The 22,163-nt window shown below is 66.2% G+C and carries 22 protein-coding genes; 12 read left to right on the forward strand and 10 right to left on the reverse strand.

Annotation, left to right across the window (positions count from 1 at the left end; genetic code table 11):
- Window positions 1-118: 118 nt before the first annotated feature.
- The 4 genes from A1351_RS19370 to A1351_RS19390 all read right to left on the reverse strand — a co-directional run bounded on the left by A1351_RS19370 (window position 119) and on the right by A1351_RS19390 (window position 4,358).
- Window positions 119-2,011: a methyl-accepting chemotaxis protein gene (locus A1351_RS19370; protein ID WP_064033715.1), complete on the reverse strand. Its 1,893-nt coding sequence runs from the start codon at window positions 2,009-2,011 to the stop codon at window positions 119-121.
- Window positions 2,012-2,247: 236 nt separating this feature from the next.
- On the reverse strand, window positions 2,248-2,583 hold the full coding sequence (locus A1351_RS19380) for a cytochrome c (protein WP_064033717.1): 336 nt from the start codon (window positions 2,581-2,583) through the stop codon (window positions 2,248-2,250).
- Window positions 2,584-2,616: 33 nt separating this feature from the next.
- Complete coding sequence (locus A1351_RS19385) at window positions 2,617-3,834, reverse strand: LL-diaminopimelate aminotransferase (RefSeq protein WP_024880839.1); 1,218 nt, start codon at window positions 3,832-3,834, stop codon at window positions 2,617-2,619.
- Window positions 3,835-3,986: 152 nt separating this feature from the next.
- Complete coding sequence (locus tag A1351_RS19390; protein ID WP_064033722.1) at window positions 3,987-4,358, reverse strand: hypothetical protein; 372 nt, start codon at window positions 4,356-4,358, stop codon at window positions 3,987-3,989.
- Between the two features lie 218 nt (window positions 4,359-4,576).
- On the opposite strand from A1351_RS19390, the gene A1351_RS19395 reads away from it, so the two are divergent.
- On the forward strand, window positions 4,577-6,829 hold the full coding sequence (locus A1351_RS19395; protein ID WP_157096386.1) for an alpha/beta hydrolase: 2,253 nt from the start codon (window positions 4,577-4,579) through the stop codon (window positions 6,827-6,829).
- Between the two features lie 226 nt (window positions 6,830-7,055).
- Here A1351_RS19395 and A1351_RS19405 read toward each other — a convergent pair whose 3' ends face one another.
- Window positions 7,056-7,301 (reverse strand): CopG family ribbon-helix-helix protein, encoded by a 246-nt coding sequence (locus tag A1351_RS19405; protein ID WP_024880842.1) that lies wholly within the window; start codon window positions 7,299-7,301, stop codon window positions 7,056-7,058.
- Window positions 7,302-7,459: 158 nt separating this feature from the next.
- Between A1351_RS19405 and A1351_RS19410 the strand changes: the two genes are divergently transcribed.
- A complete protein-coding gene (locus A1351_RS19410) occupies window positions 7,460-7,720 on the forward strand; it encodes a zinc-finger domain-containing protein (protein ID WP_024880843.1) in 261 nt (86 codons plus the stop codon).
- Window positions 7,721-7,730: 10 nt separating this feature from the next.
- Entirely contained in the window at window positions 7,731-8,894 is a 1,164-nt protein-coding gene (locus tag A1351_RS19415) for an FAD-dependent monooxygenase (RefSeq protein WP_024880844.1), read from the forward strand.
- Window positions 8,895-8,902: 8 nt separating this feature from the next.
- Here A1351_RS19415 and A1351_RS19420 read toward each other — a convergent pair whose 3' ends face one another.
- Window positions 8,903-9,487 (reverse strand): TMEM175 family protein, encoded by a 585-nt coding sequence (locus tag A1351_RS19420; protein ID WP_024880845.1) that lies wholly within the window; start codon window positions 9,485-9,487, stop codon window positions 8,903-8,905.
- 132 nt (window positions 9,488-9,619) lie between these two features.
- Between A1351_RS19420 and A1351_RS19425 the strand changes: the two genes are divergently transcribed.
- Window positions 9,620-10,513 carry a MipA/OmpV family protein gene (locus A1351_RS19425; RefSeq protein ID WP_245267379.1) on the forward strand — a complete coding sequence of 298 codons (894 nt, stop codon included), beginning with the start codon at window positions 9,620-9,622 and terminating at the stop codon, window positions 10,511-10,513.
- A 38-nt stretch (window positions 10,514-10,551) separates the two neighbouring features.
- Window positions 10,552-10,938, forward strand: a complete 387-nt coding sequence (locus tag A1351_RS19430; RefSeq protein ID WP_026599231.1) for a hypothetical protein — start codon at window positions 10,552-10,554, stop codon at window positions 10,936-10,938.
- Between the two features lie 518 nt (window positions 10,939-11,456).
- Here A1351_RS19430 and A1351_RS19435 read toward each other — a convergent pair.
- From A1351_RS19435 to hppD, 3 genes are all read right to left on the reverse strand, one after another.
- The gene (locus A1351_RS19435) at window positions 11,457-12,473 is read right to left on the reverse strand and encodes a fumarylacetoacetate hydrolase family protein (RefSeq protein WP_024880847.1); all 1,017 of its coding nucleotides are present in this window, start codon (window positions 12,471-12,473) and stop codon (window positions 11,457-11,459) included.
- A gap of 9 nt (window positions 12,474-12,482) precedes the next feature.
- Window positions 12,483-13,781 carry a homogentisate 1,2-dioxygenase gene (hmgA, locus tag A1351_RS19440; protein WP_024880848.1) on the reverse strand — a complete coding sequence of 433 codons (1,299 nt, stop codon included), beginning with the start codon at window positions 13,779-13,781 and terminating at the stop codon, window positions 12,483-12,485.
- A 187-nt stretch (window positions 13,782-13,968) separates the two neighbouring features.
- Window positions 13,969-15,069 (reverse strand): 4-hydroxyphenylpyruvate dioxygenase, encoded by a 1,101-nt coding sequence (gene hppD, locus A1351_RS19445; RefSeq protein WP_051465445.1) that lies wholly within the window; start codon window positions 15,067-15,069, stop codon window positions 13,969-13,971.
- A 50-nt stretch (window positions 15,070-15,119) separates the two neighbouring features.
- Between hppD and maiA the strand changes: the two genes are divergently transcribed.
- Window positions 15,120-15,752, forward strand: coding sequence for a maleylacetoacetate isomerase (gene maiA / locus A1351_RS19450; protein ID WP_064033718.1), 633 nt, complete (start codon window positions 15,120-15,122; stop codon window positions 15,750-15,752).
- 189 nt (window positions 15,753-15,941) lie between these two features.
- Complete coding sequence (locus A1351_RS19455) at window positions 15,942-16,712, forward strand: L,D-transpeptidase (RefSeq protein ID WP_064033719.1); 771 nt, start codon at window positions 15,942-15,944, stop codon at window positions 16,710-16,712.
- Here A1351_RS19455 and A1351_RS19460 read toward each other — a convergent pair whose 3' ends face one another.
- A complete protein-coding gene (locus tag A1351_RS19460; RefSeq protein ID WP_083967424.1) occupies window positions 16,713-17,003 on the reverse strand; it encodes a phosphopantetheine-binding protein in 291 nt (96 codons plus the stop codon). It lies immediately after the preceding gene.
- Between the two features lie 202 nt (window positions 17,004-17,205).
- Here A1351_RS19460 and egtB point away from each other — a divergent pair, with 202 nt between their 5' ends.
- The 5 genes from egtB (at window position 17,206) to A1351_RS19485 (ending at window position 22,096) form a co-directional block, all read left to right on the forward strand.
- Complete coding sequence (gene egtB, locus A1351_RS19465; RefSeq protein ID WP_064033720.1) at window positions 17,206-18,537, forward strand: ergothioneine biosynthesis protein EgtB; 1,332 nt, start codon at window positions 17,206-17,208, stop codon at window positions 18,535-18,537.
- On the forward strand, window positions 18,534-19,496 hold the full coding sequence (egtD, locus tag A1351_RS19470) for an L-histidine N(alpha)-methyltransferase (RefSeq protein WP_064033721.1): 963 nt from the start codon (window positions 18,534-18,536) through the stop codon (window positions 19,494-19,496). Before egtB ends, egtD begins: the two co-directional genes overlap by 4 nt.
- A gap of 57 nt (window positions 19,497-19,553) precedes the next feature.
- A complete protein-coding gene (locus tag A1351_RS19475) occupies window positions 19,554-19,823 on the forward strand; it encodes a type II toxin-antitoxin system ParD family antitoxin (protein ID WP_024880855.1) in 270 nt (89 codons plus the stop codon).
- 5 nt (window positions 19,824-19,828) lie between these two features.
- Entirely contained in the window at window positions 19,829-20,134 is a 306-nt protein-coding gene (locus A1351_RS19480) for a type II toxin-antitoxin system RelE/ParE family toxin (RefSeq protein ID WP_024880856.1), read from the forward strand.
- 165 nt (window positions 20,135-20,299) lie between these two features.
- Entirely contained in the window at window positions 20,300-22,096 is a 1,797-nt protein-coding gene (locus A1351_RS19485) for an alpha/beta hydrolase (RefSeq protein ID WP_024880857.1), read from the forward strand.
- Window positions 22,097-22,163: the final 67 nt, after the last annotated feature.

Below are 22,163 nucleotides of genomic sequence, written 5' to 3' on the forward strand. Positions count from 1 at the left end.
TCCCCAACCCTCCCCCGCTAAGCGGGAGAGGGGGCAGATTCCGCGTGTGATGAAGGTTTCGTGAAATGTTTGCCGCCTTCCCTCTCCCGCAAAGCGGGGGAGGGCGCGGGAGCGGGCCTCAGAACTCGGCCCACTCTTCCTCCTGCGGCGCCTCCTTGCGCACGGCGGAGCCGGAACGCGAGGTCGCGACGCGCTTCAGCATGGGCCGCGACGGCGCGCGCGTCTCGACCTCGCCGATCTTGAACCGCGAAACGAGCTGCACCAGCTCGACGCTGTCCTCGGCGAGCGAGCGGGTCGCCGCATTGGTCTCCTCGGACATTGCGGCGTTCTTCTGCGTGACCTGATCGATCTCCTGCACCGCCGTGTTCACCTCGCGCAGGCCGGTCGATTGCGTCTCCGCGCTCGACGCTATGCCGGTGACGACCACATCGATGCGATTGACCTGCTCGACGATGCGATGAAGCGAGGCGCCGGTCTCGGCCACCAGCGCGACGCCGTCCTGCACGCGCGTGTTGGAGGCGGCGATGAGATCCTTGATCTCCTTGGCGGCCTCGGCCGAGCGCTGGGCGAGCGAACGCACTTCCGTCGCCACCACGGCGAAGCCGCGGCCGGCCTCGCCCGCGCGCGCCGCCTCGACGCCGGCGTTGAGCGCGAGGAGATTGGTCTGGAAGGCGATCTCGTCGATGACGCCGATGATCTGGCCGATCTGCTCGGATGATTTCTCTATGCCGCTCATCGCCTCTATGGCGTCGCCGACGATCTTCTCGCCCTTGACCGCATCCGATTTGGCGTCGCCGACGATCACGCGCGCATGGACGACGCTCTCGGCCGCCTTGCGCACCGTGTCGGTGATCTGTCCGACGGCCGCGGCCGTCTCCGCCAGCGTCGCCGCCTGCTGCTCATTGCGCTGCGACAAATCCTCGGCCGCGCGGGCGATCTCGCGCGTGCTGGAGCCGATCGCGCCGCTCGTCGTCACAATGCCGCGCAGCGTGTGCTGCATGCGCTCCACGGCGGTGTTGAAGCGCGCGCGCAGCTTCTCGTAATCCTTGATGAACTCCTTCTCGAGCCGCACCTCGAGATCGCCCTCGGCGAGGCGCTCCATGGCGGCGGTATATTCGGAGAAGAAGAAATCGCGGTTCTCGATATACCATTTCGCGCCGGCGGCTTTTTCTTCCAGCTTGGCGGCGGCGGCGGCGTTCTGCTCGGCGGAGCGCGTCTCGGCGAGACGCACCTCCTCGAGCTTGTCGCGGAATATGGCGACAGCGTCCCGCATTTCGCCGATCTCGTCGCTGCGGCTCATCACGGGCGGCTTGTCCAATGTCTGGCCACGCGCGAGCCTGGACGTGTAATTGGCGAGCGTGACGATCGGCCTCACGACATGGCGATGCGCGATCAGGCCCGCGCCGGCGAGAAGGCACAAAATAGCGATCGTGGCCGCGAGGCTCGCAATGTCGGAGCGATCGCCCAGCAGAGCGGCGTCCTTCTCCGTCGAAGCGGCGAAAGCATTCGCCGCTTCGACCTGGCGCGTCTCGAATGCGCGATAGGCGATGAAGCTGGCGTCGAGACGATCCATGGAGGCGGCCACACCGGCGCCGTCGCCGCGCTCGAGCGCCGGAAGAAACGCGTCGATCTCCCGCCAAAAGGCGTCGGCCGTCTCGGCCGCCGACCCTTTGGCGAGCGTCATCAGCTCGGCCGGCAGCAGCTTCGACTTGGACCAGAAGGCGCGACGCTCCTCATATTGCTTGCGCAAGGAAGCGAGGCGCGTCTTCGCCTCACGCGCGTCGATCCTGTAGGTAGCGGCGAGCTCGACGTCGAGATAGGCTTCCAAAAGGGAGAATGGAGGCGGCAGCGCATCCGCGACGAGATCCTTGCCCGCGGCAATCTTCTGATAGGCGTGTCCGCCGATGCGCAGCTCGTCGAGAATATAGCGCCCGGCGCCGGCGGTTGCGAGGAAAGCGAGAAAAGCGACGGCGGCGAGCAGGCTCGCGGCGCGAGAAATCGACAGGCGCATGAAGTGCCTCCGGGAGAAGAGCCGCTCGGAGACGATGAAAGTCCTGGCGGCGGAATGTCGGATGGGAGAGAGACGGCTCGCGGAGATCTTCCGCGATCGAGCACAGCCGGATCGGCGCCGGAATGAAGAAGCGGCGTCATGCCTTCGAGCGCACGCCCGCCGCATGCGCTCGATCCTCCATGCGACGAAATTACGCAGCAGGCATTAAGAAATTATGCAAAGCGCTGGCGTCGGCGTCACTTGCGCTGGATCGACGCAATGTAGTCGAGCAGCGCCTCTATTTGCGCCGGCGAGAATTCGAAGCGCGGCATATCGAGCCCGCCATGGCCGACGACTATGCCTTCGGCCAGCGCCTCCTCGAGATTTTCGAGCGGATATTTCTTGGTCAGCGTGCGGAAGGGCGGCGAGGCGGGATTGGGGCTTTTTCCCTGCGCCCCAGTCGCATGACAGCGGCTGCAATTGGCATTGGCGATCGCGCGGCCGCGCTCGATCTGCTTATCCTGCGGCTTATCCAGCGCGAAAGCCGCGCTCGCCGCGAGGACGCCGACGATAGCCACCAGAATGAGACGCATGGCGCCCTCCCCTCGCTGCGGCGGTCGCGCGCGTCAGCCGCGCGCCTGCAGCGGCACGACATTGTGCAGAGTCGTCTCCGCGCCCTCGAAGAAGCGGCGCAGATTGCGCGCCGCTTGGCGAATACGCTGCTCATTCTCGACCAGCGCGAGACGAAGATAGCCCTCGCCATGCTCGCCGAAGCCGACGCCCGGCGCGACGGCGACATCCGCCTTCTCGATGAGGAGCTTGGAAAATTCGAGGCTGGTCATGCCGGAAAAGCGCTCCGGGATCGGCGCCCAGACGAACATGGAGGCGGAAGGCGCAGGGATCGGCCAGCCGGCCTGCGCGAAGCTCTCCACCATCACGTCGCGGCGCTTCTTGTAGATAGCGCGCATTTCCTTGATGCAATCGTCCGGCCCGTTCAGCGCAGCGGTCGCCGCCACCTGCACCGGCGTGAAGGCGCCATAGTCGAGATAGCTCTTCACCCGCGCCAGCGCCGCGCAGAGGCGCTCATTGCCGACCGCGAAGCCGATGCGCCAGCCGGCCATGGAGAAGGTCTTCGACAAAGACGAGAACTCGACGGCTATGTCCATCGCGCCATTGACCTGAAGGATCGACGGCGGCGGATTATCGTCGAAATAGACCTCCGCATAGGCGATGTCGGAGAGCACGAAGATATCGTGCCGCTTCGCGAAGGCGACGAGATCCTTGTAGAAATCGAGCGAGGCGACCGTCGCCGTCGGATTGGCCGGATAGCAGACGACGATGGCGATGGGCTTTGGAATCGAATGCGCGACCGCCTTCTCCAGCGCATGGAAGAGCTGCGGCGTCGGATCGGCAGGCACGGAGCGGATGACGCCGCCGGCCATCAGAAAGCCGAAGGCGTGAATGGGATAAGACGGGTTGGGCGCGAGGATCACATCGCCGGGCGCGGTGATCGCCTGCGCCATATTGGCGAAGCCTTCCTTGGAGCCGAGCGTCGCCACCACCTGCGTCTCGGGATCGAGCTTCACGCCGAAGCGGCGCTCGTAATAGCCAGCCTGGGCGCGACGCAGCCCGGCGATGCCCTTGGAGGCCGAATAGCGATCGGTGCGCGGTCGGCCGGCCGTCTCGACGAGCTTCTCGATCACATGGCGCGGCGCGGGCAGATCGGGATTGCCCATGCCGAGATCGATGATATCGGCGCCGCCGGCGCGCGCCTTGGCCTTGAGCCGATTGACCTGCTCGAAAACATAAGGGGGAAGCCGCTTGATGCGATAGAAGTCCGACATCGCCTATATCCGTTGAAAGCTCCGCCGCCCCTATTTCGAGGCGCGACGGACGATTGTGACGCGAAACCCTTTCGAAAGAGCTAGAGCGCTGTCCGCTCGAACGGGATGTTCGAAACGATCAGAATTCGCGTCCAACGAAAGAATCTAGCGCTCTAGCGCTGTTTCGTCTCGGCGCGCCGTTCTTTCGGCGCGTCGGGAATTTTGACGCGGGCGCCGCGGGCGCGATTGGCGGCCGCGGCGGCGACGAGCTCTTTCTCTACCGCAGCGGCGCGGGCGGCGCTCTTCTTGGCGTCCGCCTTGACGTCGGCCGCCGGAGTCGGCGCGGCGAAGGGCGTGTAGCCGGTCGCGCCCGTCCGCGAGCGCTCGACGAAATCGGCCGGCGCCGGCGGCGGACGCCGCATTTCCATTCCCTCGAAGAATTTGCCGATCGACTCGCCCGCGGTCTCCGAGCCGGCCTCCTGCGCGCGCGCGCCGTCCGTGGCGACGGCGGACAGGACCAGGCAGATCGCGAGGCGACAAATCATTGGCTTCTCCGGATGCTCGCATCCGTCATAGAGCGACAATGCGGCTTTGATAAGGGGGCGCCGATTAGGAGGCTCCCGCCCTTCCGCGACGCATCGCCGCGCTTAAGTATTGGAGGAAGCGCTTTTCTCCGCGAGAGACGGTTTCCGAACCTTCGCGGGATATGCTCTAAGGAAGTGACGAGGCCGGCGGCGCCGAGCCGCCGAGGACAGGACCGCCGATGACCGCACAAAGACGTTCGCCAGCCGGAGCCAAACGGCGGCCGCAGCTTCACGCCGCGGCCGAGCCTCAGGCCGAGCTCCGAGCCGCGCCCCAAGCCGCGCCCGAGGCGCCGAAGGGGCGCGCCGCGGCGGGCGAGCGAACGTCGACGCTCACGCTGCAGGGCGGCGCGCCCAAAGGCGGCGGCGCGGTGAAAAAGCCCGTGGTCGCGGCGCCGGCGAAATCGGCGGCGAAAGCCAAACCGAAAAAGCCAACCCCGGCCGCAGCCGCGCCGGCGCCCCGCCCCGCCGTCGCAAAGGACGCGGAGAACGATCGTCACGCCGCGCTCGAGGCCGCGGCCGCGCTGCTGGCCGGCGCCGTCGAGGAATTGTCCGAGGAGCAGCGCCGCCGGCTCGTCGACCGGCTCGCGCCCCGAGCGCCGGAGCCGGAGCCCACGCCGGCCGCCGCGCGGCTAAAGCCGCCGACGCTGAACGCGGCGGCGCCCAACGCTCATGATTTCGAGATTTTCGCGGAGAATCTGGCTCGCCTCGTCGATCAGGGCCGCAAGGCGCTGGCCGCCGCCATAGGCGGCATGGAGCCGGGCGACACGCGCAGCGAATTGGCCAGCAATGTCGCCGACGCCGTCAAGACGCTGGGCGTCGTCGCCGAGCGCTGGATGGCCAAGCCGGATCAGGCCTACGCCGCCCAGGCGACGCTCGTCTCCGGCCTCACCGATATTTGGAGCCAGACGCTGCGCCGCTTCTCCGGCGAGGACACGCCGCCGATCGTGCCGCCGGACCCCAATGACAAGCGCTTCGCTGCGCCGGAGTGGAACGACAATCCCTTCTTCGACTGGCTGCGCCAATCCTATGCGCTGACGACGCGCTGGGCCGGCGAGACAGTGGAGAGCACCGAAGGGCTCGACCCGCAGGTGAAGGCAAAGGCCGGCTTCTATACGCGGCTCATCGCCAGCGCGTTGTCGCCCTCCAATTTCGTCGCCACAAATCCCGAGCTGCTGCGCGCCACGCTGGACGCGCGCGGCGAAAATCTCGTGCGCGGCATGAAGATGCTGACCGAAGACCTCTCCGCCGGCCATGGCATGTTGAAGCTGCGTCAGAGCGACGAGAGCAAGTTCGAGCTCGGCGTCGACATGGCCACGACGCCCGGCAAGGTCGTCTATCGCACGCAGGTGATGGAGCTCATCCAATATGCGCCCTCGACGTCGACGGTCTATGAGCGCCCGCTGCTGATCGTGCCGCCGTGGATCAATAAATTCTATGTGCTCGATCTCAATCGCGAGAAGAGCTTCGTGCGCTGGGCGACGGCGCAGGGCCTCACCGTCTTCGTCATCTCCTGGGTCAATCCCGACGAGAGCCAGGCGGAGAAGGGCTTCGACGCTTATATGAAGGAAGGCGTGCTCGCCGCGCTGGACGCGGTGCAGCAGGCGACCGGCGCGCGACATGTGGCGGCGGCCGGCTATTGCGTCGGCGGCACAATGCTCGCCGCCACGCTCGCCTATATGGCCGAGAAGGGCGACGATCGCATCGACAGCGTGACCTTTTTGGCGACTCAGGTGGATTTCACCGACGCCGGCGACATGCAGGTGTTCATCGACGAGGCGCGCCTCGCCGCGCTCGACGAAGCCATGTCCCGCACCGGCTATCTCGAAGGCGTCAAAATGGCGACGACCTTCAATATGCTGCGTCCGAACGAATTGTTCTGGACCTATTTCGTCAACAATTACATGAAGGGCGTCGAGCCCGCGGCTTTCGATCTCCTCACCTGGAACTCGGACTGCACGCGCATTCCGCGCGCGAACCATCTCTTCTATCTGCGCTATTGCTACATAGAGAATGCGCTGTCACAGGGCCGCATGGTGATCGACGGCGTCACGCTCAATCTGCGCAAGGTGAAGATCCCGATCTATGAGCTGGCGGCGAAGGAAGACCATATCGCGCCGGCGCGTTCCGTCTTCACGGGGGCGAAATATTTCGGCGGCGAGGTGCGCTATGTGCTCGCCGGCGCCGGCCACATAGCGGGCGTCGTCAATCCGCCGGCCAAGAACAAATATCAATATTGGACCGGCGGCCCGCCCGTGGGCGTCTATGAGGATTGGGCGAAGACCGCCCATGAAAACAAGGGCTCCTGGTGGGGCGACTGGCTCGCCTGGATCACCGCGCAAGCGCCGCAGCGCGTGCCGGCGCGCATCCCCGGCGGCGGGAGGCTGAAGCCGCTGTGCGACGCACCGGGGGAATATGTGCGGGTGCGGGGGTGAAGGAGTTCATGCCTTCACAATGTCAGAGCGCGCTCCCTCCCCTTTCGGGGTCCGCGCTCACAATTCCTCCGGCCATTTTTGAGCCGCATGCATGACAGTCAAAATTTCGACATCGCTCAATGTGACGCGATACGGGATGATGTAGGGAATATCGGCCAACGCCAGCTCGCGCGTGCCGTTGAGACGTCCCGTGCGGCCGATCGCCCCCAACGGATCGAGCGGCGCCTCATGCCGTGCGGGCGGGCTTCACATATTTCTGGATTATCTTGGCCAGTTCCGCCTCAGAGGCGAAATCTCCGCGCTCGGCGTCGGCCAATCCGGCGTCGATCTCGGCGAGCCGCCACGCCTCGCGCTCCACAAAATCCTCGATCGCCTGCGCCGCGACGAATGAGCGGGAACGGTCGAGCTTCTTGGCCAGCTTCTCGAGCTTGGCGGCAGTGGCGTCCGTCACACGGACGGTAAAGGCGGTCATAGGCGATGCCTTCATTGGGCCGTACAGATTATTATGTGAATCAGATTGGTTCGATCAACGGCTTCCGCGCCGCCCGCGACCTTCCTCCCCCTACCCAAAACCGCGCGGCTCCAATATAGCTGCGCGCAGCCAACCGACCGCTCGAGGGACTCCCCGCCATGTCGCACGATTCCACACCGCACTTCCACAATCAGCCGGGCGTCGCCAAGATCAAGGTCGGCTCCAAGGAATTCATGTGCATCGGCGCGCTGCCGCCCTTCGACCATCCGCATGTCTTCATCGACATGGGCGCGGCGGACGAGGCGGTCTGCCCCTATTGCTCGACGCATTATGTGTTCGACGCCGCCCTCGGCCATGGCGCGGCCGATCCGGCCGAATGCGTCTACCATTCCGAGACCGTTCTCGACCCGACCGCCTGACGCCGCGCGAATGGGCGCTCCCTTCATCGTCGTCGGCGCCGGCATAGGCGGGCTCGCCGCGGCGATCGCTCTGGCGCGCGCCGGCAAAAGAACGCTCGTCCTCGAGCAGGCCGAGCGCATAGAGGAAGTGGGCGCCGGCCTGCAAATCTCGCCCAACGCCGGGCGAATTCTGCAGGGTTTCGGCATGCGCCCGGCGCTGGACGCCGTCGCCCTCGAGCCCCGCGCCCTCAATATTCGCCGCGCCGCCGACGGCGCCGTTCTGGCGCGCCTGCCGCTCGCCGAGGCGCGCGACCGCTGGGGCGCGCCCTTTCGCGTCTTCCACCGCGCCGATTTGCAGAAGGCGCTGCTCGACGAGGCGCTGCGTCTCGGCGTCGAGACGCGCACCGCCGCGCGCTGCGAGGGCTTCACGCAGGACGAGGGCTGCGTGCGGCCGGTGATCGGCGAGGCGACTCTGGAGGCTGAGGCGCTGATCGGCGCCGATGGGCTGCGCTCGACGATTCGCGATGCGCTCGGCCTCGTCGCAGACGACGCGCCCCGCCCGGCGCGGCTCACCGCCTGGCGGACGCTGATGCCGATCGATTCGGCGCCCGCCGCCCTGCGCGAGCGCGAGACTCATATTTGGCTCGGACCGGGCGGCCATATCGTCCATTATCCGCTGCGCGATGCGAGCATCGTCAGCGCCGTCGCCATTATCGAGGATCGCGCCGATCGCGGCCCCGCCGCCGAGACGCGCACCGGCGAGGAGCTGGTCCGCGCCATGGGCTTTGGACGCTGGAGCCGCGATCTGCGCGCTCTGCTGGAGGCCGGCGGCGCTTGGCGACGCTGGCCGCTCTACGCCCGGCCGGAGATCACGCGCTGGGGCCGCGGCCGCGTGGCGCTGCTCGGCGACGCCGCGCATCCCATGGTTCCCTTCCTCGCCCAAGGCGCGGCGCAGGCGATAGAGGACGCCGCAGCGCTCGGCCATGCCTTCACGGATGCGCGCGCGGAAGTGGAGACGGCGCTCCACGCCTATCAATCGGCGCGAATCGAGCGGGCGATCCGCATTCAGCGCGCCTCGCTGCGCCAGGGCGCCAATTGCCATTTCTCGGGGCCGATGGCGCTCGCGCGCGACGTCGCCGTGCGGCTGATGGGCGGCGAGGGCGTGCTGTCCCGCAACGCCTGGATCTATCGCTGATTCTGTATCTATCGCGGACCGGCGACGACCTTCTCTATGCGCGGGTCGGGCGTGAACCACATGATCGCGACGCCCACATAGATGGCGAGCGCCAGCAGCGGAGAAACGAAATATCCCCCGGCGATGGCGCAAAAATACAGCGCGATCGACGCTTTGGTCTTCACATCGCGGCCGAGCGCGCCGGCGAGCGGCGAGGCCGGGCCGTCCGCCCGCAATATCGCCAATGTCAGCAGATAATAGGCGATCGCCGGCAGCAGCAGCGCGAGGCCATAGAGAATGGTGGGCGCGCGGGCGAAGTCATTGTCCGCCATCCAGGCGGTGGCGAAGGGGATGAGCGACAGCCAGAATAGAAGATGCGTGTTGGCCCATAGCACGCGACCATCCACCCGCGAGACCGCGTAGAGCAGATGATGGTGATTGTTCCAATAGATGGCGACATAGACGAAGCTCAGCGCATAGCTGGCGAAAGTCGGCGCCAGAGGAAGGAGCGCGGACCATTCTGCGCTGTGCGGCGCCTTCAGCTCCAACACCATTATGGTGACGATGATCGCGACGACTCCGTCGCTGAAAGCCGCCAGCCTGTCCTTTTCCATCGCTCCGCTCCGATCGCGCCCGGTGGACGCATGACGGCGAAAAAGTGGCCGCGCCTCCACGGACTTGGCAGCTTCGCCCGCCGGCTGATAATAATGATGACGAATTGGTTACGCTGCAACGAGGGTCCCGCCATGCCTCGCGCCCACGCCGCGATGATCGGCCTTCTCGCCTGTGTCGGCCTTGCCGGCACAGCCCCTTTTGCGCATGCGGAAGAGCAGCGCGCGCAAGGCCTGAGCGCACAAGACATACAGGCGCAAGACCTGCGCATGCCGGAGCCCCCTGCTCGGACGCCCATATTCGCCGCGGCGGACCAGGGTTGGATCGTGACGGTGGGCGTCATGGGCGCCCTGACCCCGAGCTTCCCGGGCTCGAGCACGCTGCGTCCCTATCCGTTTCCCTCGATCAGCTTCCGACGCATCGGCGAGCCGGAGCTGTTCTCGACGCCCGATGACGGATTCGGCTTCGCCATTCTCGACTCCAACGGCTTTCGCGCCGGTCCCGTGGCCAATTTCGTGTTCAAGCGCGGCCACCGCGACGGGCTCACCGGCGTGCACACCGTCGAGCTCACTCATGAGATCGGCGGCTTCGCCGAATATCAGGGCGAGCATTTCCGCACGCGCGCCGAGCTGCGTCAGGGCATAGACGGGCACAAGGGCTTCGTCGCCTCGCTGGGGGCCGATCTCTATGGCGGCGACGGCCGCGCGACGCTCTCCTTCGGACCGCGCCTCAGCCTCGGCGACAATCGATACGCCAACGCCTATTTCTCGGTGACGCCTTTCGAATCTCTGGCCAATGGCCGCATCGAGCCCTATGAGGCCAATGGCGGATTCACCGCCGCCGGCGGGCTCGCCACCTTCCGCTATGATTTCACCAAGGACACCAACGCCACCATTTACGGCGGCCTGCAGCGGCTGACCGGCAGCGTCGGCGCGAGCCCGATTCCCAATGAGATCGGCTCCCGCAATCAATTCACCGCTGGCCTCTCCATCGCCCGCTCCTTCGAGCTGCGCGGCTTTTCTTGGTGAAGCGCCGCTCGCGCTCTCCTTGACTCTTACAACGATGAATGCAAGTCTCTTTCACCATGGCCGATAGATTACGCTCGACCTTTTTCCAGCGACTGGCGCTGGGGCTCTATACGCTGACGATCATCGTCGGCGCGCTGGGCTTCGCGTCGCATCGCGGCCATGGTGGAGCAGGCGTCAGCATTTTCGAGGATCGCGCCGCTTTCTGCCAGGACTTCCAAAAGGCCCATGGCGCGCCCGAGACGCCCTTCGTCGTCTGCTGCGACGCATGCGTCTCCAGCGCGCCGCCGACTCTGCCGGCGACCATCACGCATATCGTTTATCGTTTCGAGATTTCCACACGCTTCGATTTTGCCTCTCGCCTCGGTCGGGACCTCGATGAGAGCCCGGACAATCTCCGCTCGCGAGCGCCGCCTGCCTTCGTCTGATGTCGATGCGGCCCTCCCGGACGCTATGCGTCCGGCTTGTCTCCTAAGATTCGTTCCTCGTTTCTCTCGCGTCTGAACGCGCGGGCGTCACGTAGGCCACAGGAACAAGAAACACGAATTGTCGCGCTCTTCTCCCGAGAGTCGTGACGATTCGAGCGGACTTCCGCGAGCGCTCGCCGTCTCAGATGGCGGACCCCGCAATTGCGTCACCCATGTCTCATCCTCGACGCGCCTTTCCCCGAGGCGCGGAATCTCCCCCCGATGCGAGGCGGGCCATGGCGACGGAAAAGCGGTTCAGGGCCGGCGAGGCTCGCGGAATCTGTCGACCGACTTGAAAGGCGAAGATCGGACCTCCCTCCGATCAGCTGCGCCTCTCGAGCGAGCGCCGAGCGGACCACTCCGGTCCATGCCGCCTCGCTCCTCTCGTCGGCCGCCACTGCGCGGCGCTCCCTTCTCCCCCCGGAGGGAGCGCCGCCCTTGGGCGGCCTCACGGTGAAAAAGATATTGTCCCCTCACTCCTAAATCTCGCTCGCTGCGACCACCTCCTGCTCGATCGCGCCAAAGATCGAATGGCCGGCGGAATCGCGCATCTCGATGCGGATGCGGTCGCCCGGCAGCAAAAATCGCGTGCGCGCCGCGCCGCCGAGCAGGCTCTCGACGACGCGCTGCTCGGCGAGGCAGGAATAGCCCACCCCGCCATCGGCGATCGGCCGGCCCGGCCCGCCATCGGCGGCGCGATTCGACACAGTGCCGGAGCCGATGATGGCGCCGGCGCACAGCGCGCGCGTGCGCGCCGCATGGGCGATGAGGCGGCCGAAATCAAAAGTCATGTCGACGCCGGCGTCGGGCCGGCCGAGCGGCGCGCCATTGATGAAGGAGAGCAGCGGCGCGGAGAGCGTCGCGCCATCCCATGCGGCGCCGAGCTCGTCCGGCGTCACGGCGACGGGGGAAAAGGCCGAGGCGGGCTTGGATTGAAAAAAGCCGAAGCCCTTGGCCAGCTCGCTGGCGGTGAGGCCGCGCAAGGTCACATCATTGGCCAGCATGACGAGCGCGATGTGGGCGCGCGCCGCCTCGGCGCCGAGGCCGAGCGGAACATCGTCGGTGACGACGGCGACCTCCGCCTCGAGATCGAGGCCGAATTTCTCGTCGAGAAAAGGGATGGGATCGCGCGGGCCGAGAAACCCGTCCGAGCCGCCCTGATAGATCAGCGGATCGCTCCAAAAGGAGGGCGGCATCTCCACGCCGCGCGCCTTTCGCACCAGAGCGACGTGATTCACATAGGCCGAGCCGTCGGCCCATTGATAGGCGCGCGGCAGCGGCGAAGCGCACTCATGCTCGCGAAAGCGAAAGGAGGGGAGCAGCCCCGCCTCCAGCCGCGCGGCGATCTCGGCGAGCTGCGGCGCGATGCGCGGCCAATCATCCAGCGCCGCCTGCAGAGTGGACGCGACCTCCGTCGCCTCTGTGGCGCACGTCAAATCCCGCGAGACGACGACGAGCCTGCCATCGCGTCCGGCTTTCAAAGATGCGAGCTTCATCGCTTGTCCTCACGGCGTCCCGTCGAAGCGGCGCGCGAGCCCCGCCCAGCAATCGGCATAGTCTTTCTGCAATGTCGCGAGCGTCGCGGCGTAGCGCGTCACATGCTGCGGCAGCCGCGTCTCCAGCATGAAGGCGAGCGTCCCCTCGAGCTTTTGCGGGGCCAGCGCCTCCGCGCTCGCCTGCGCGAAGCTCTGCGCATCCGGCCCATGCGGCAGCATGCTGTTGTGCAGAGAGACGCCGCCGGGCGAGAACCCCTCCTGCTTGGCGTCATAGCGCCCATAGATCAGCCCCATGAATTCGCTCATCACATTGATATGGAACCAGGGCGGACGAAACGTATGCTCGGCGACGAGCCAACGCTCGGGGAAAATCAGAAAATCGATATTGGCCGTTCCCTCCCGCTCCGAGGGCGCCGTCAGCACGCAGAAGATCGACGGATCGGGATGGTCGAAGAGCAGCGCGCCGACCGGCGCAAAGCGCCGAAGATCATATTTGTAGGGCGCGTAATTGCCGTGCCAGGCGACGACGTCGAGCGGCGAATGATCGAGCCCGCAGATAAAGAATTTGCCGCCCCATTTCACCGTGAGCCGGCACGGCCGCTCGACGTCCTCGAAAGCGGCGACGGGCGTCTCGAGATCGCGGGCGTTGGCGAGGCAATTGGCGCCGATCGGCCCGCGATTCGGTAGAGTGAAAGGCGCGCCGTAATTTTCGCACAGATAGCCGCGCGCCGGCCCGGCGACCAGCTCCGCTTTGAATTTCACGCCGCGCGGCACGACGCCGATTTCGCCGGGCGCGATTTCCATCACGCCGAATTCGGTGACGAGACGCAACGCGCCTTCCTGCGGCAGCAGCAGCAATTCGCCGTCGGCGTCGTAGAAATAATCGTCCGTCATCGAGCGCGTGACGAAATAGAGCCCCGCCGCCATGCCGCTCTGCGCATCGGCGTCGCCGGCCGTCGTCATCATGCGCACGCCAGCGAGAAAAGTGAGCGCGCCATCGGGCATGGGCGGCGGCCCCCAGCGATAGCGGCCGAGCGGAAGATCATGCTCCTCGCGCAAAGGCGCGCTTTTCCAGAAGGGAAGCTCGAGCCGCTCGAAACGCCCGACATGCCGCACGGAAGGGCGAATGCGATAGAGCCAGCTGCGCGTATTGGCGCCGCGCGGCGCGGTGAAGGGCGAGCCCGACAATTGCTCTGCATAGAGCTTATAGGGGCAATGCTGCGGCGAGTTCTGCCCGACAGGCAGAGCGCCGGGAAGCGCCTCGCTGGCGAACTCATTGCCGAAGCCGGACATGTAGCGGAGAGTCATGGCTCAATCTCCGAATGACGGCGAGTCTTTGCTGCGTCACCCCCTCCCCGGCCCTCCCCCGCTTTGCGGGAGAGGGAGCAGACGCCGCGCTTCATCGAAACTCGCGTAACGCCGGCCGCCTTCCCTCTCCCGCAAAGCGGGGGAGGGTGAGGGAGGGGGCGTCGCACGAACGACACGCATCCACCCCTCACCCTCCCGCGCGCAGCACGCCGCGCTTCACCTGATCGTCCTCGATCGACTGGAACAAAGCGCGGAAATTGCCCTCGCCGAATCCCTCGTCGCCCTTGCGCTCGATGAACTCGAAGAAGATCGGCCCGATCACCGTCTTCGAGAAAATCTGCAGCAGCAGCTTGCGCCCCTCGCCGTCGATGAGAATTCCCAGCTCGCGCAATCGGTCCAGCCGCTCGCCATGGCCGGGAAGCCGCTCCTCGACGCGCGCGTAATAAGACTCCGGCGGCGCCGGCATGAATTGCAGCCCGCGCGCCCGCAGCGCCGTCACCGTGCGATAAATGTCGTCGCAAGCGCAGGCGACATGCTGAATGCCCTCTCCCCTATAAGCGACGAGATATTCCTCGATCTGACTCTTGTCGTCGACGCTCTCGTTGATCGGAATTCGTATCTTCCCGCAAGGACTGGTCATGGCGCGCGAATGCAGGCCGGTGAGTTTTCCCTCTATGTCGAAATAGCGAATCTGCCGAAAGGAGAAGAAGCGCTCGTACCAGCCGGCCCATTCGTCCATATGGCCGCGATAGACATTATGGGTGAGGTGGTCGACGACCGTGAGGCCGACTCCTTCTGGATGCGGATCGCGCGCCCCAGTCCAGCGAAAATCGACGTCGAAGATCGAGCCGCGCTCGCCATAGCGATCGACGAGATAGATCAATGCGCCGCCGACGCCGATGAGCGCCGGGATCTTCAATTCCATCGGCCCGATCTTGGTCTCCGCCGCGCTCGCGCCCAAGGCGAGCGCGCGCTCATAGGCGACGCGCGCATCCGCCACGCGAAAGCCCATGGCGCAGGCGCAAGGCCCGTGCGCGCGCGCGAAATCCGCAGCGAAACTGTCCGGCTCGGCGTTGAGCACATAATTCACATCGCCCTGACGATAGAGCGTCACATGCTTGGAGCGATGACGCGCGACGGCGACGAAGCCCATTTGCTCGAGCAGAGCCGCGAGCTTCGCCGGCTCAGGATGGGCGAACTCGACGAATTCGAAACCATCCGTCCCCATCGGATTTTCCGGCGAAGGCGACATTGCGGCCTCCTTGCGAATGACGCTCTCCTTCAACATATTGCGCGCGGCCAGCGAATCCAGAGCGGGCGGCGGCGGAGGCGACGGCGATGAAGCTCTATGACTACTTCCGTTCCTCGGCCGCCTATCGCGTGCGCATCGCGATCGAGCTGAAAGGCTTGGACGTCGAGCGCATCCCCGTGCATCTCGCACGCGGCGAGCAGCGCCGAGCGGATTATCTCGCGAAGAATCCGCAAGGCCTCGCGCCGGCGCTCGAGCTCGACGACGGGACCATCGTCACCCAATCATTGGCGATCATCGATTATCTCGACACGCTCGCGCCGCAGCCGCTGCTGACGCCAAAAGACCCGCTGCTCGCGGCCAAGGCGCGCGGAGTCGCTCTCGCCATCGCCTGCGACATTCATCCGCTCAACAATCGCCGCGTGCTGGACTATTTGCGCGAGCGGCTCGGGCAGGACGATTCCGGCGTCGACGCCTGGATCCATCATTGGGTCCTGCAGGGCGGGCTCGATGCGGTGGAGCGGCTCGTCCAGCCCGGTCCCTTCTGCTTCGGCGCGCAGCCCACGCTCGCGGATGTCTGCCTCATTCCGCAGCTTTTCGCCGCGCGGCGCTTCTCGACGCCGCTCGATACGCTGCCGAAGCTTCTCGCCATAGAGGCGCATTGCCTCGCCCATCCCGCCTTCGCCGCAGCGGAGCCGTCGCGACAGGCGGACGCCGAATAAATCCGACGAGACCTTGGCTTTTCGCCGCCGGCTCTGCGATGATCGACGACGAGTCGGCCGAGCCTGTCACGCCCGCGCCGCCGCTCCATATGGCTTAGTAGCGAGGATGCGCCGTCGCTGGCGGCGCCGTTCCGCTTTTCGCCTTTTTCGTCGTCGACAAAGACCGTCGGAATCGATCGGATACACGTCATGTCGCTTCGTCTGCGTCTCGTCCTCGGCGTCGCCGCTCTGCTCGCCAATGCGGGCTCTGCGACCGCGCAATATTATTTCTGGCCGGAGTCGACCCAGAACGGCGCGGCGGCCGATCCCGACGCCGAGGCGCAGCCGCGCCGCCAGCGCGCGCGCGCCAATTGGCCGTTCGACGAGGAGCGCCGCGAAGCTCCGCGAGCGCGCGGCAGGGAAAATCGCGAGCGTGACGATCGCGACCGGGAGCGCCTCGCCGCCCTGCCGCCCGACGCCGACCCGAATTACTCGACGCCGATCGACTATGACGACGACGTCGACATGCGGCAGACGCGGCGCCGTTTCATAGGCGACCCCACCGCCCAGGACCCCGGCACGCTGACGATCGACACGCGCGCACGGCGTCTCTATCTCTCGCTCGAGGATGGCAAGGCGGTGGAATATGCGATCGGCGTCGGCCGCACGGGCTTCGCCTGGAAGGGCGAGGCGAAGATCGGCCGCAAAGCCTTCTGGCCGGGCTGGACGCCGCCGCCGGAAATGCTGGAGCGCCGCCCCGATCTGCCCGAGCATATGGACGGCGGGCTGAAAAATCCGCTCGGCGCGCGGGCGCTGTATCTGTTTCAGGGGCAGAAGGATACTTTGTTCCGCATTCACGGAACCAATGAGCCGGAGAGCATCGGACGCGCGGTGTCTTCCGGCTGCATCCGCATGCTCAATGCGGATGTGATCGATCTCTATAAGCGCGTCGCCAAAGGCGCCCGCGTCGTGGTGCGATGATCACGCCGCCCGCGGACGCGCCTCGGCCTGGAGCAGATCGCCGATGAGCGCGGCGATCGTCCCCATGGTCGCCATGCTGCGACGCTGCAGCATGGACTTGGGAAACTCCACATCGAGCGTGGCCTCGAGCCACAGCATCACCTGAATGGCGCAGAAGGGCGAGAGCCCGGCGGCGTAGAGATCGGCCTCGGCGGAAAGGCTCGCCGCGGCGACCGGCAGACTGCCCTTGGCGTCCATGGCGCGGCGGATGATCTCGATCGACGTTTCGCTGTTCATGATTTCGGTCTTCACGGCCCCGTCCCCTCGCTTCGCGCTCTCGTCTCGTCGAGCGTGAGAGAAGCATAGGACGCGCCATCCAGAGCGGCTGTGCGCCTGCGCACGAGCCTTGCCGCGAGCGAGGCTGTCGCCGATTGCCGACGCACCGGCGCGGCCTATATGGCCGGCTGTTCGACGGCGCCGAAAAAGGCGCGACCTTTGCCCAGGATGAGAGCCGATGGCGACGCGGCCGATGGCGCGACCGGATTTGGCTTCGCCTCCATATGGCGACCCTCCCCTCGAGACGTCTTCCCTCGAGACTTGCCGCGCCCGGCTCGCGGCGACGCGCGCGCGCACTCTGGCGCTCGCCGCGCCGCTCGGCCCCGAGGATATGGCGGCGCAGGCGATCGAGGAAGCGAGCCCCACAAAGTGGCATCTCGCCCATACGAGCTGGTTCTTCGAGAGCTTCGTGCTGGCGCGCTTTCTGCCCGGCTATCGCCTCTTCGATCCCGCTTTCGGCTATTGCTTCAACTCCTATTACGAGGGCGCCGGCGCCAGGCAGCCGCGGCCGCGACGCGGCCTGCTGAGCCAGCCTTCGATCGAGCGCGTCATGGCCTATCGCCGCCATGTCGAGGAGGCGCTGGAGCGGCTCTTCGACTCCGGCCTCGCGCCGCAGAGCGAGGCGGCGAGGCTGCTGGAGCTCGGCCTGCAGCATGAGCAGCAGCATCAGGAGCTGATCCTCAGCGATATTCTCGCGCTCTTCGCCGCCAATCCGCTGCGGCCGGCCTATCGCGCCGCGCCGCCGCGCGCCCTTTGCAGCGCGCCGGAGCCGCTGCGCTGGATCGGCTACGCGGGCGGAATCGTGCGCATCGGAAGCGACGCCAACACGGATTTCGCCTTCGACAATGAGGCGCCGCGCCATGACGCGCTGATTCATCCTTTCGAGATCGCCGATCGGCCGGTGACCAACGCCGAATGGCTGGAGTTCATCGAGGACGGCGGCTATGGCGATCCCGCCTTCTGGCTCTTCGACGGCTGGGAGACCATCCAGCGCGAGGGCTGGGAGGCGCCGGCCTATTGGGAGCGGCGCGGCGGCCTCTGGCTCGCCATGACGCTGGAAGGATTGCGGCCGCTGGAGCCCGCCGCCCCTGTCGTCCATGTGAGCTTCTATGAGGCAGACGCTTTCGCCCGCTGGGCCGGCGCACGCCTGCCCACCGAATTCGAATGGGAGGCGGTGGCGCAGCAGGAGGCGGTCACCGGCAATCTGCTCGAGGACGGCGCGCTACGTCCGCTGCCGCCGGCGGAGACATTCCAGGGCCATGCGCGCCAGCTCTTCGGCGACGTGTGGGAGTGGACGTGCAGCGCCTATCTCCCCTACCCCGCCTATCGCCGGCCGGCCGGCGCCATAGGCGAATACAACGCCAAATTCATGTGCGACCAGCATGTGCTGCGTGGCGGCTGCTGCGCGACGCCGCAGAGCCATATTCGCGCGAGCTATCGCAACTTCCTCTATGCGCGCCAACGCTGGCTCTTCGCCGGCCTGCGCCTCGCCAGGGATGTCGGCCGATGACCAATGATATCGATCGCGCGGAGCCAGCCGCGCCGAAGGGCCACGGCTTCGCCGCAGATGTGCTCGACGGTCTCTCACGGGCCGAGAAGCGCCTTTCCTGCCTCTATTTCTACGATGCGGTGGGCAGCGAATTATTCGACGAGATCACGCGTCTGCCGGATTATTATCCGACGCGCGTCGAGACGGACATACTCGCCGCGCATGGCGAGGAGATGCTCGACGGCGCCGGAGAGGACGCAGCGCTGGTCGAGTTCGGCTCCGGCTCCAGCCGCAAGACCGAAATTCTGCTCGAGAGCGCGCCGCGCCTCGCGGTCTATGCGCCGATCGACGTCTGCGCCAGCGCGCTGGAGAAAGCGCGCGCACGTCTTTCCGCACGTTTCCCGCATTTGCGCGTCTGCCCCATCGTCGCCGATTTCTCGCGGCCGGCGCCGCTCCCCGCCGCGCTCGCCGATCGACGCCGCATCGGCTTCTTCCCCGGCTCGACGATCGGCAATTTCACGCCGGACGAAGCGCGCGCATTGCTGCTGGCCATGCGCGTATTGCTCGGGCCGGGCGGCCGGCTCATCGTCGGCGTCGATCTGAAGAAGGACCCGTCGCGGCTCATCGCCGCCTATAATGACGCGCATGGCGTGACGGCGGCCTTCAATCTCAATCTCCTCGCGCGCATAAATCGCGAGCTCGGCGGCGGCTTCGATCTCTCGGGCTTTGGCCATCAGGCGATCTATGACGCGCGCGCCGGCCGCATAGAGATGCGCCTCGTCAGCCGCCGCCGCCAGACGGCGAAGATCGGCGGCCGCGACTTCGCCTTCTCGCGCGGCGAGGCGATCCATACGGAAGATTGCTACAAATATGGCGTGGACGAGTTTCGCGTCACGGCGAGCGACGCCGGCTGGGCGCCCGGCCGCGTATGGACGGATGCGGAGGCGCTGTTCAGCGTGCATGAGCTGCGGGCGCCGTAGGGGGAGATAGCCGCGGCCGCGCGGCTCTGCTAAGCTCCGAGCTTCGGAGAATCCACCATGGCCGCCAAGCAGCAATTCAGCGTCACCTTGCCGCCCGACATGGCCGAGGTCGTGGAAGAAAAGCTGCGCCGCGGCGAATACGATTCGGCGAGCGCATTGATGAGCGAGGGCGTGCAGGCTCTGCTGGACCGTGATGCTTCGCTCGAGACATGGCTACGCGATGTCGTCGTCCCCGGCCATGCGGAATATCTCGCCGACCCCTCCAGGGCCGTTCCGGCCGAAGAATTGCTCGCACGGATAAAGGCGCGGCGCGCAGCGGGGCGATAGCTCGCGTGACGAAGGTCGTCTTCACGCCCGCGGCGGAGCGCGAGGTCGATCGTCTGCACGCCTGGATTTCTGACCGGGCGGGCGAAAGCGTCGCCGACGCCTTCATCCTGCGAATCGTCGCCTATTGCCAGGGATTCTCCACCTTCCCCGAGCGAGGGCGAAGGCGTGACGATCTCTTGCCCGGCTTGCGGACGATCGGCTTCGAACGCCGCGTCACCATCGCATTCATCATAGATCGGGACGTCGTCTCGATCGAAGGCGGTTTCTATCGGGGACGCGACATAGAGACGAGATTTGCCCGCGAGCAATGACAGAATGCGGCTTCGACGCCGTTTCCCTAAGCGCGGCAGATCGCGCATGGCGCATCCCCGACTCGCGGTATAAATTTCCACGGTCTCTGCGGGACGCCGCGCGCGGTCATTAGCATTTCATGAAATAGGCGACATAAGCCCTCACCTCCACAGGAGCGACCGCGGATGAACATCGTCTCCCCCACCGTCATTTCGCCGCCGCTCGCAGAAGCGACGCCGCGGGAGATCGACCGTAGCGGCGAAATCCCCTCCTTCGACACGCTGGATCGCGCCGCCCGCGCCTTCACGGCGCGCATCACGCATGGCGTCTCGCCGCTGGCGCAAATGTCGGCCTGGCTCGATTGGGCAACGCATCTGACACGCGCGCCAGGACGGCAGATCGAATTATCGCTCGCCGCCATGCAGGACGCCGCCAGATACGCGCACTTCGTCGCTCATGCGGCGCGCGGCGAGACCGTCGCGGCGCCCTTCGCGCCCGCGCCTTTCGACAAGCGCTTCGACGATCCCGCCTGGGACGCGCCGCCTTTCGCCTTTTGGAAGCAGGGTTTTCTCGCGAGCGAGCATTGGTGGCGGCAGGCGACGCGCGAGGCGCGCGGCATGACGCCCAATGACGCCGCCCGCGTCGCCTTCATGGCGCAGCAATGGCTCGCGCTGTTCTCGCCCTCCAACGCCTTCTGGCTCAATCCCACGGTCATCGACCGCACGATGAAGGAAGGCGGCGCCAATCTCCTGCGCGGCGCGGAAAATTTCATCGAGGACTATACACGCGCGCTTCTGAACACGCCCAATGGCGGCAATGGCTTTCGCGTCGGAATCGATGTGGCGGCGACGCCGGGCGAGGTGATCTTCCGCAATGAGCTGATCGAGCTCATCCAATACGGCCCCTCGACCGAGACCGTCCACGCCGAGCCGATATTGATCGTCCCGGCCTGGATCATGAAATATTACGTGCTCGATCTGCGGCCGCAGAATTCGCTGGCGCGTTATCTCGTCTCGCAGGGCTTCACCGTCTTCATGATCTCCTGGCGCAATCCGACGCCGGAAGATCGCGATCTCTCCTTCGACGATTATCGCGTCTCCGGCGTGCTCGCCGCGCTGAATGCGATCGACGCCGTGCTGCCCGGCCGCAAGGTCCACGGCTGCGGCTATTGCCTCGGCGGCACGCTGCTCTCCATCGCCGCGGCGGCGATGGCGCGCGATCACGACGAGCGTCTCGCCAGCCTCACTCTGCTCGCCGCGCAGACCGATTTCAGCGAGCCCGGCGAGCTGATGCTGTTCGTCGATGCGGCGCAAGTGGCGTTTTTGGAAGACATGATGTGGGACCAGGGCGTGCTCGACACGCGGCAGATGGCGGGCGCCTTCGCTGCGCTGCGCTCCAATGAGCTGGTCTGGGCCAAGGCGGTGCGCGAATATCTGCTCGGCGAGCGGCAGAAGCCCAATGATCTGATGGCCTGGAGCGCCGATCAGACGCGCATGCCCTATCGCATGCATTCGCAATATTTGCGCGGCCTGTTCCTCGAGAACCGCCTCACCGCCGGCCGCTACGCCGTGGAGGGCGAGGTGGTGGCGCTGAAGGATATTTCCGCGCCAATGTTCGTCATCGGCACGGAAACCGACCATATCGCGCCCTGGCGCTCCGTGTATAAGGTCCATCTCTTCACCGACAATGAGCTGACCTTCGCGCTCACCACCGGCGGCCATAACGCCGGAGTGGTCTCGGAGCCCGGCCGTCGCGGCCGCTCCTATCATGTCGGCCTGCGCCCGGCGGGCGGCCACTATGTCTCCGCCGACAAATGGCTGGCCGCGGCGCGGCGGGAGGAAGGCTCCTGGTGGCCGCTCTGGGCGGAATGGCTCGCCGCGCGCGGCTCGGCGGGGCGCGTTTCGCCGCCGCCCATGGGAGCGGCGATGCAGGGTTTCGCGCCGCTCTGCGCCGCGCCTGGAAACTATGTCCACGAACAGTGAGCGCTTTCCCCTCGACGCGCGGCGAAATACTCGTCAAAGTGCGATTGTGGCTCTGGGCGGGGCGATA

Source organism: Methylosinus sp. R-45379 (genome assembly GCF_001644125.1).
Taxonomy (GTDB): domain Bacteria; phylum Pseudomonadota; class Alphaproteobacteria; order Rhizobiales; family Beijerinckiaceae; genus Methylosinus.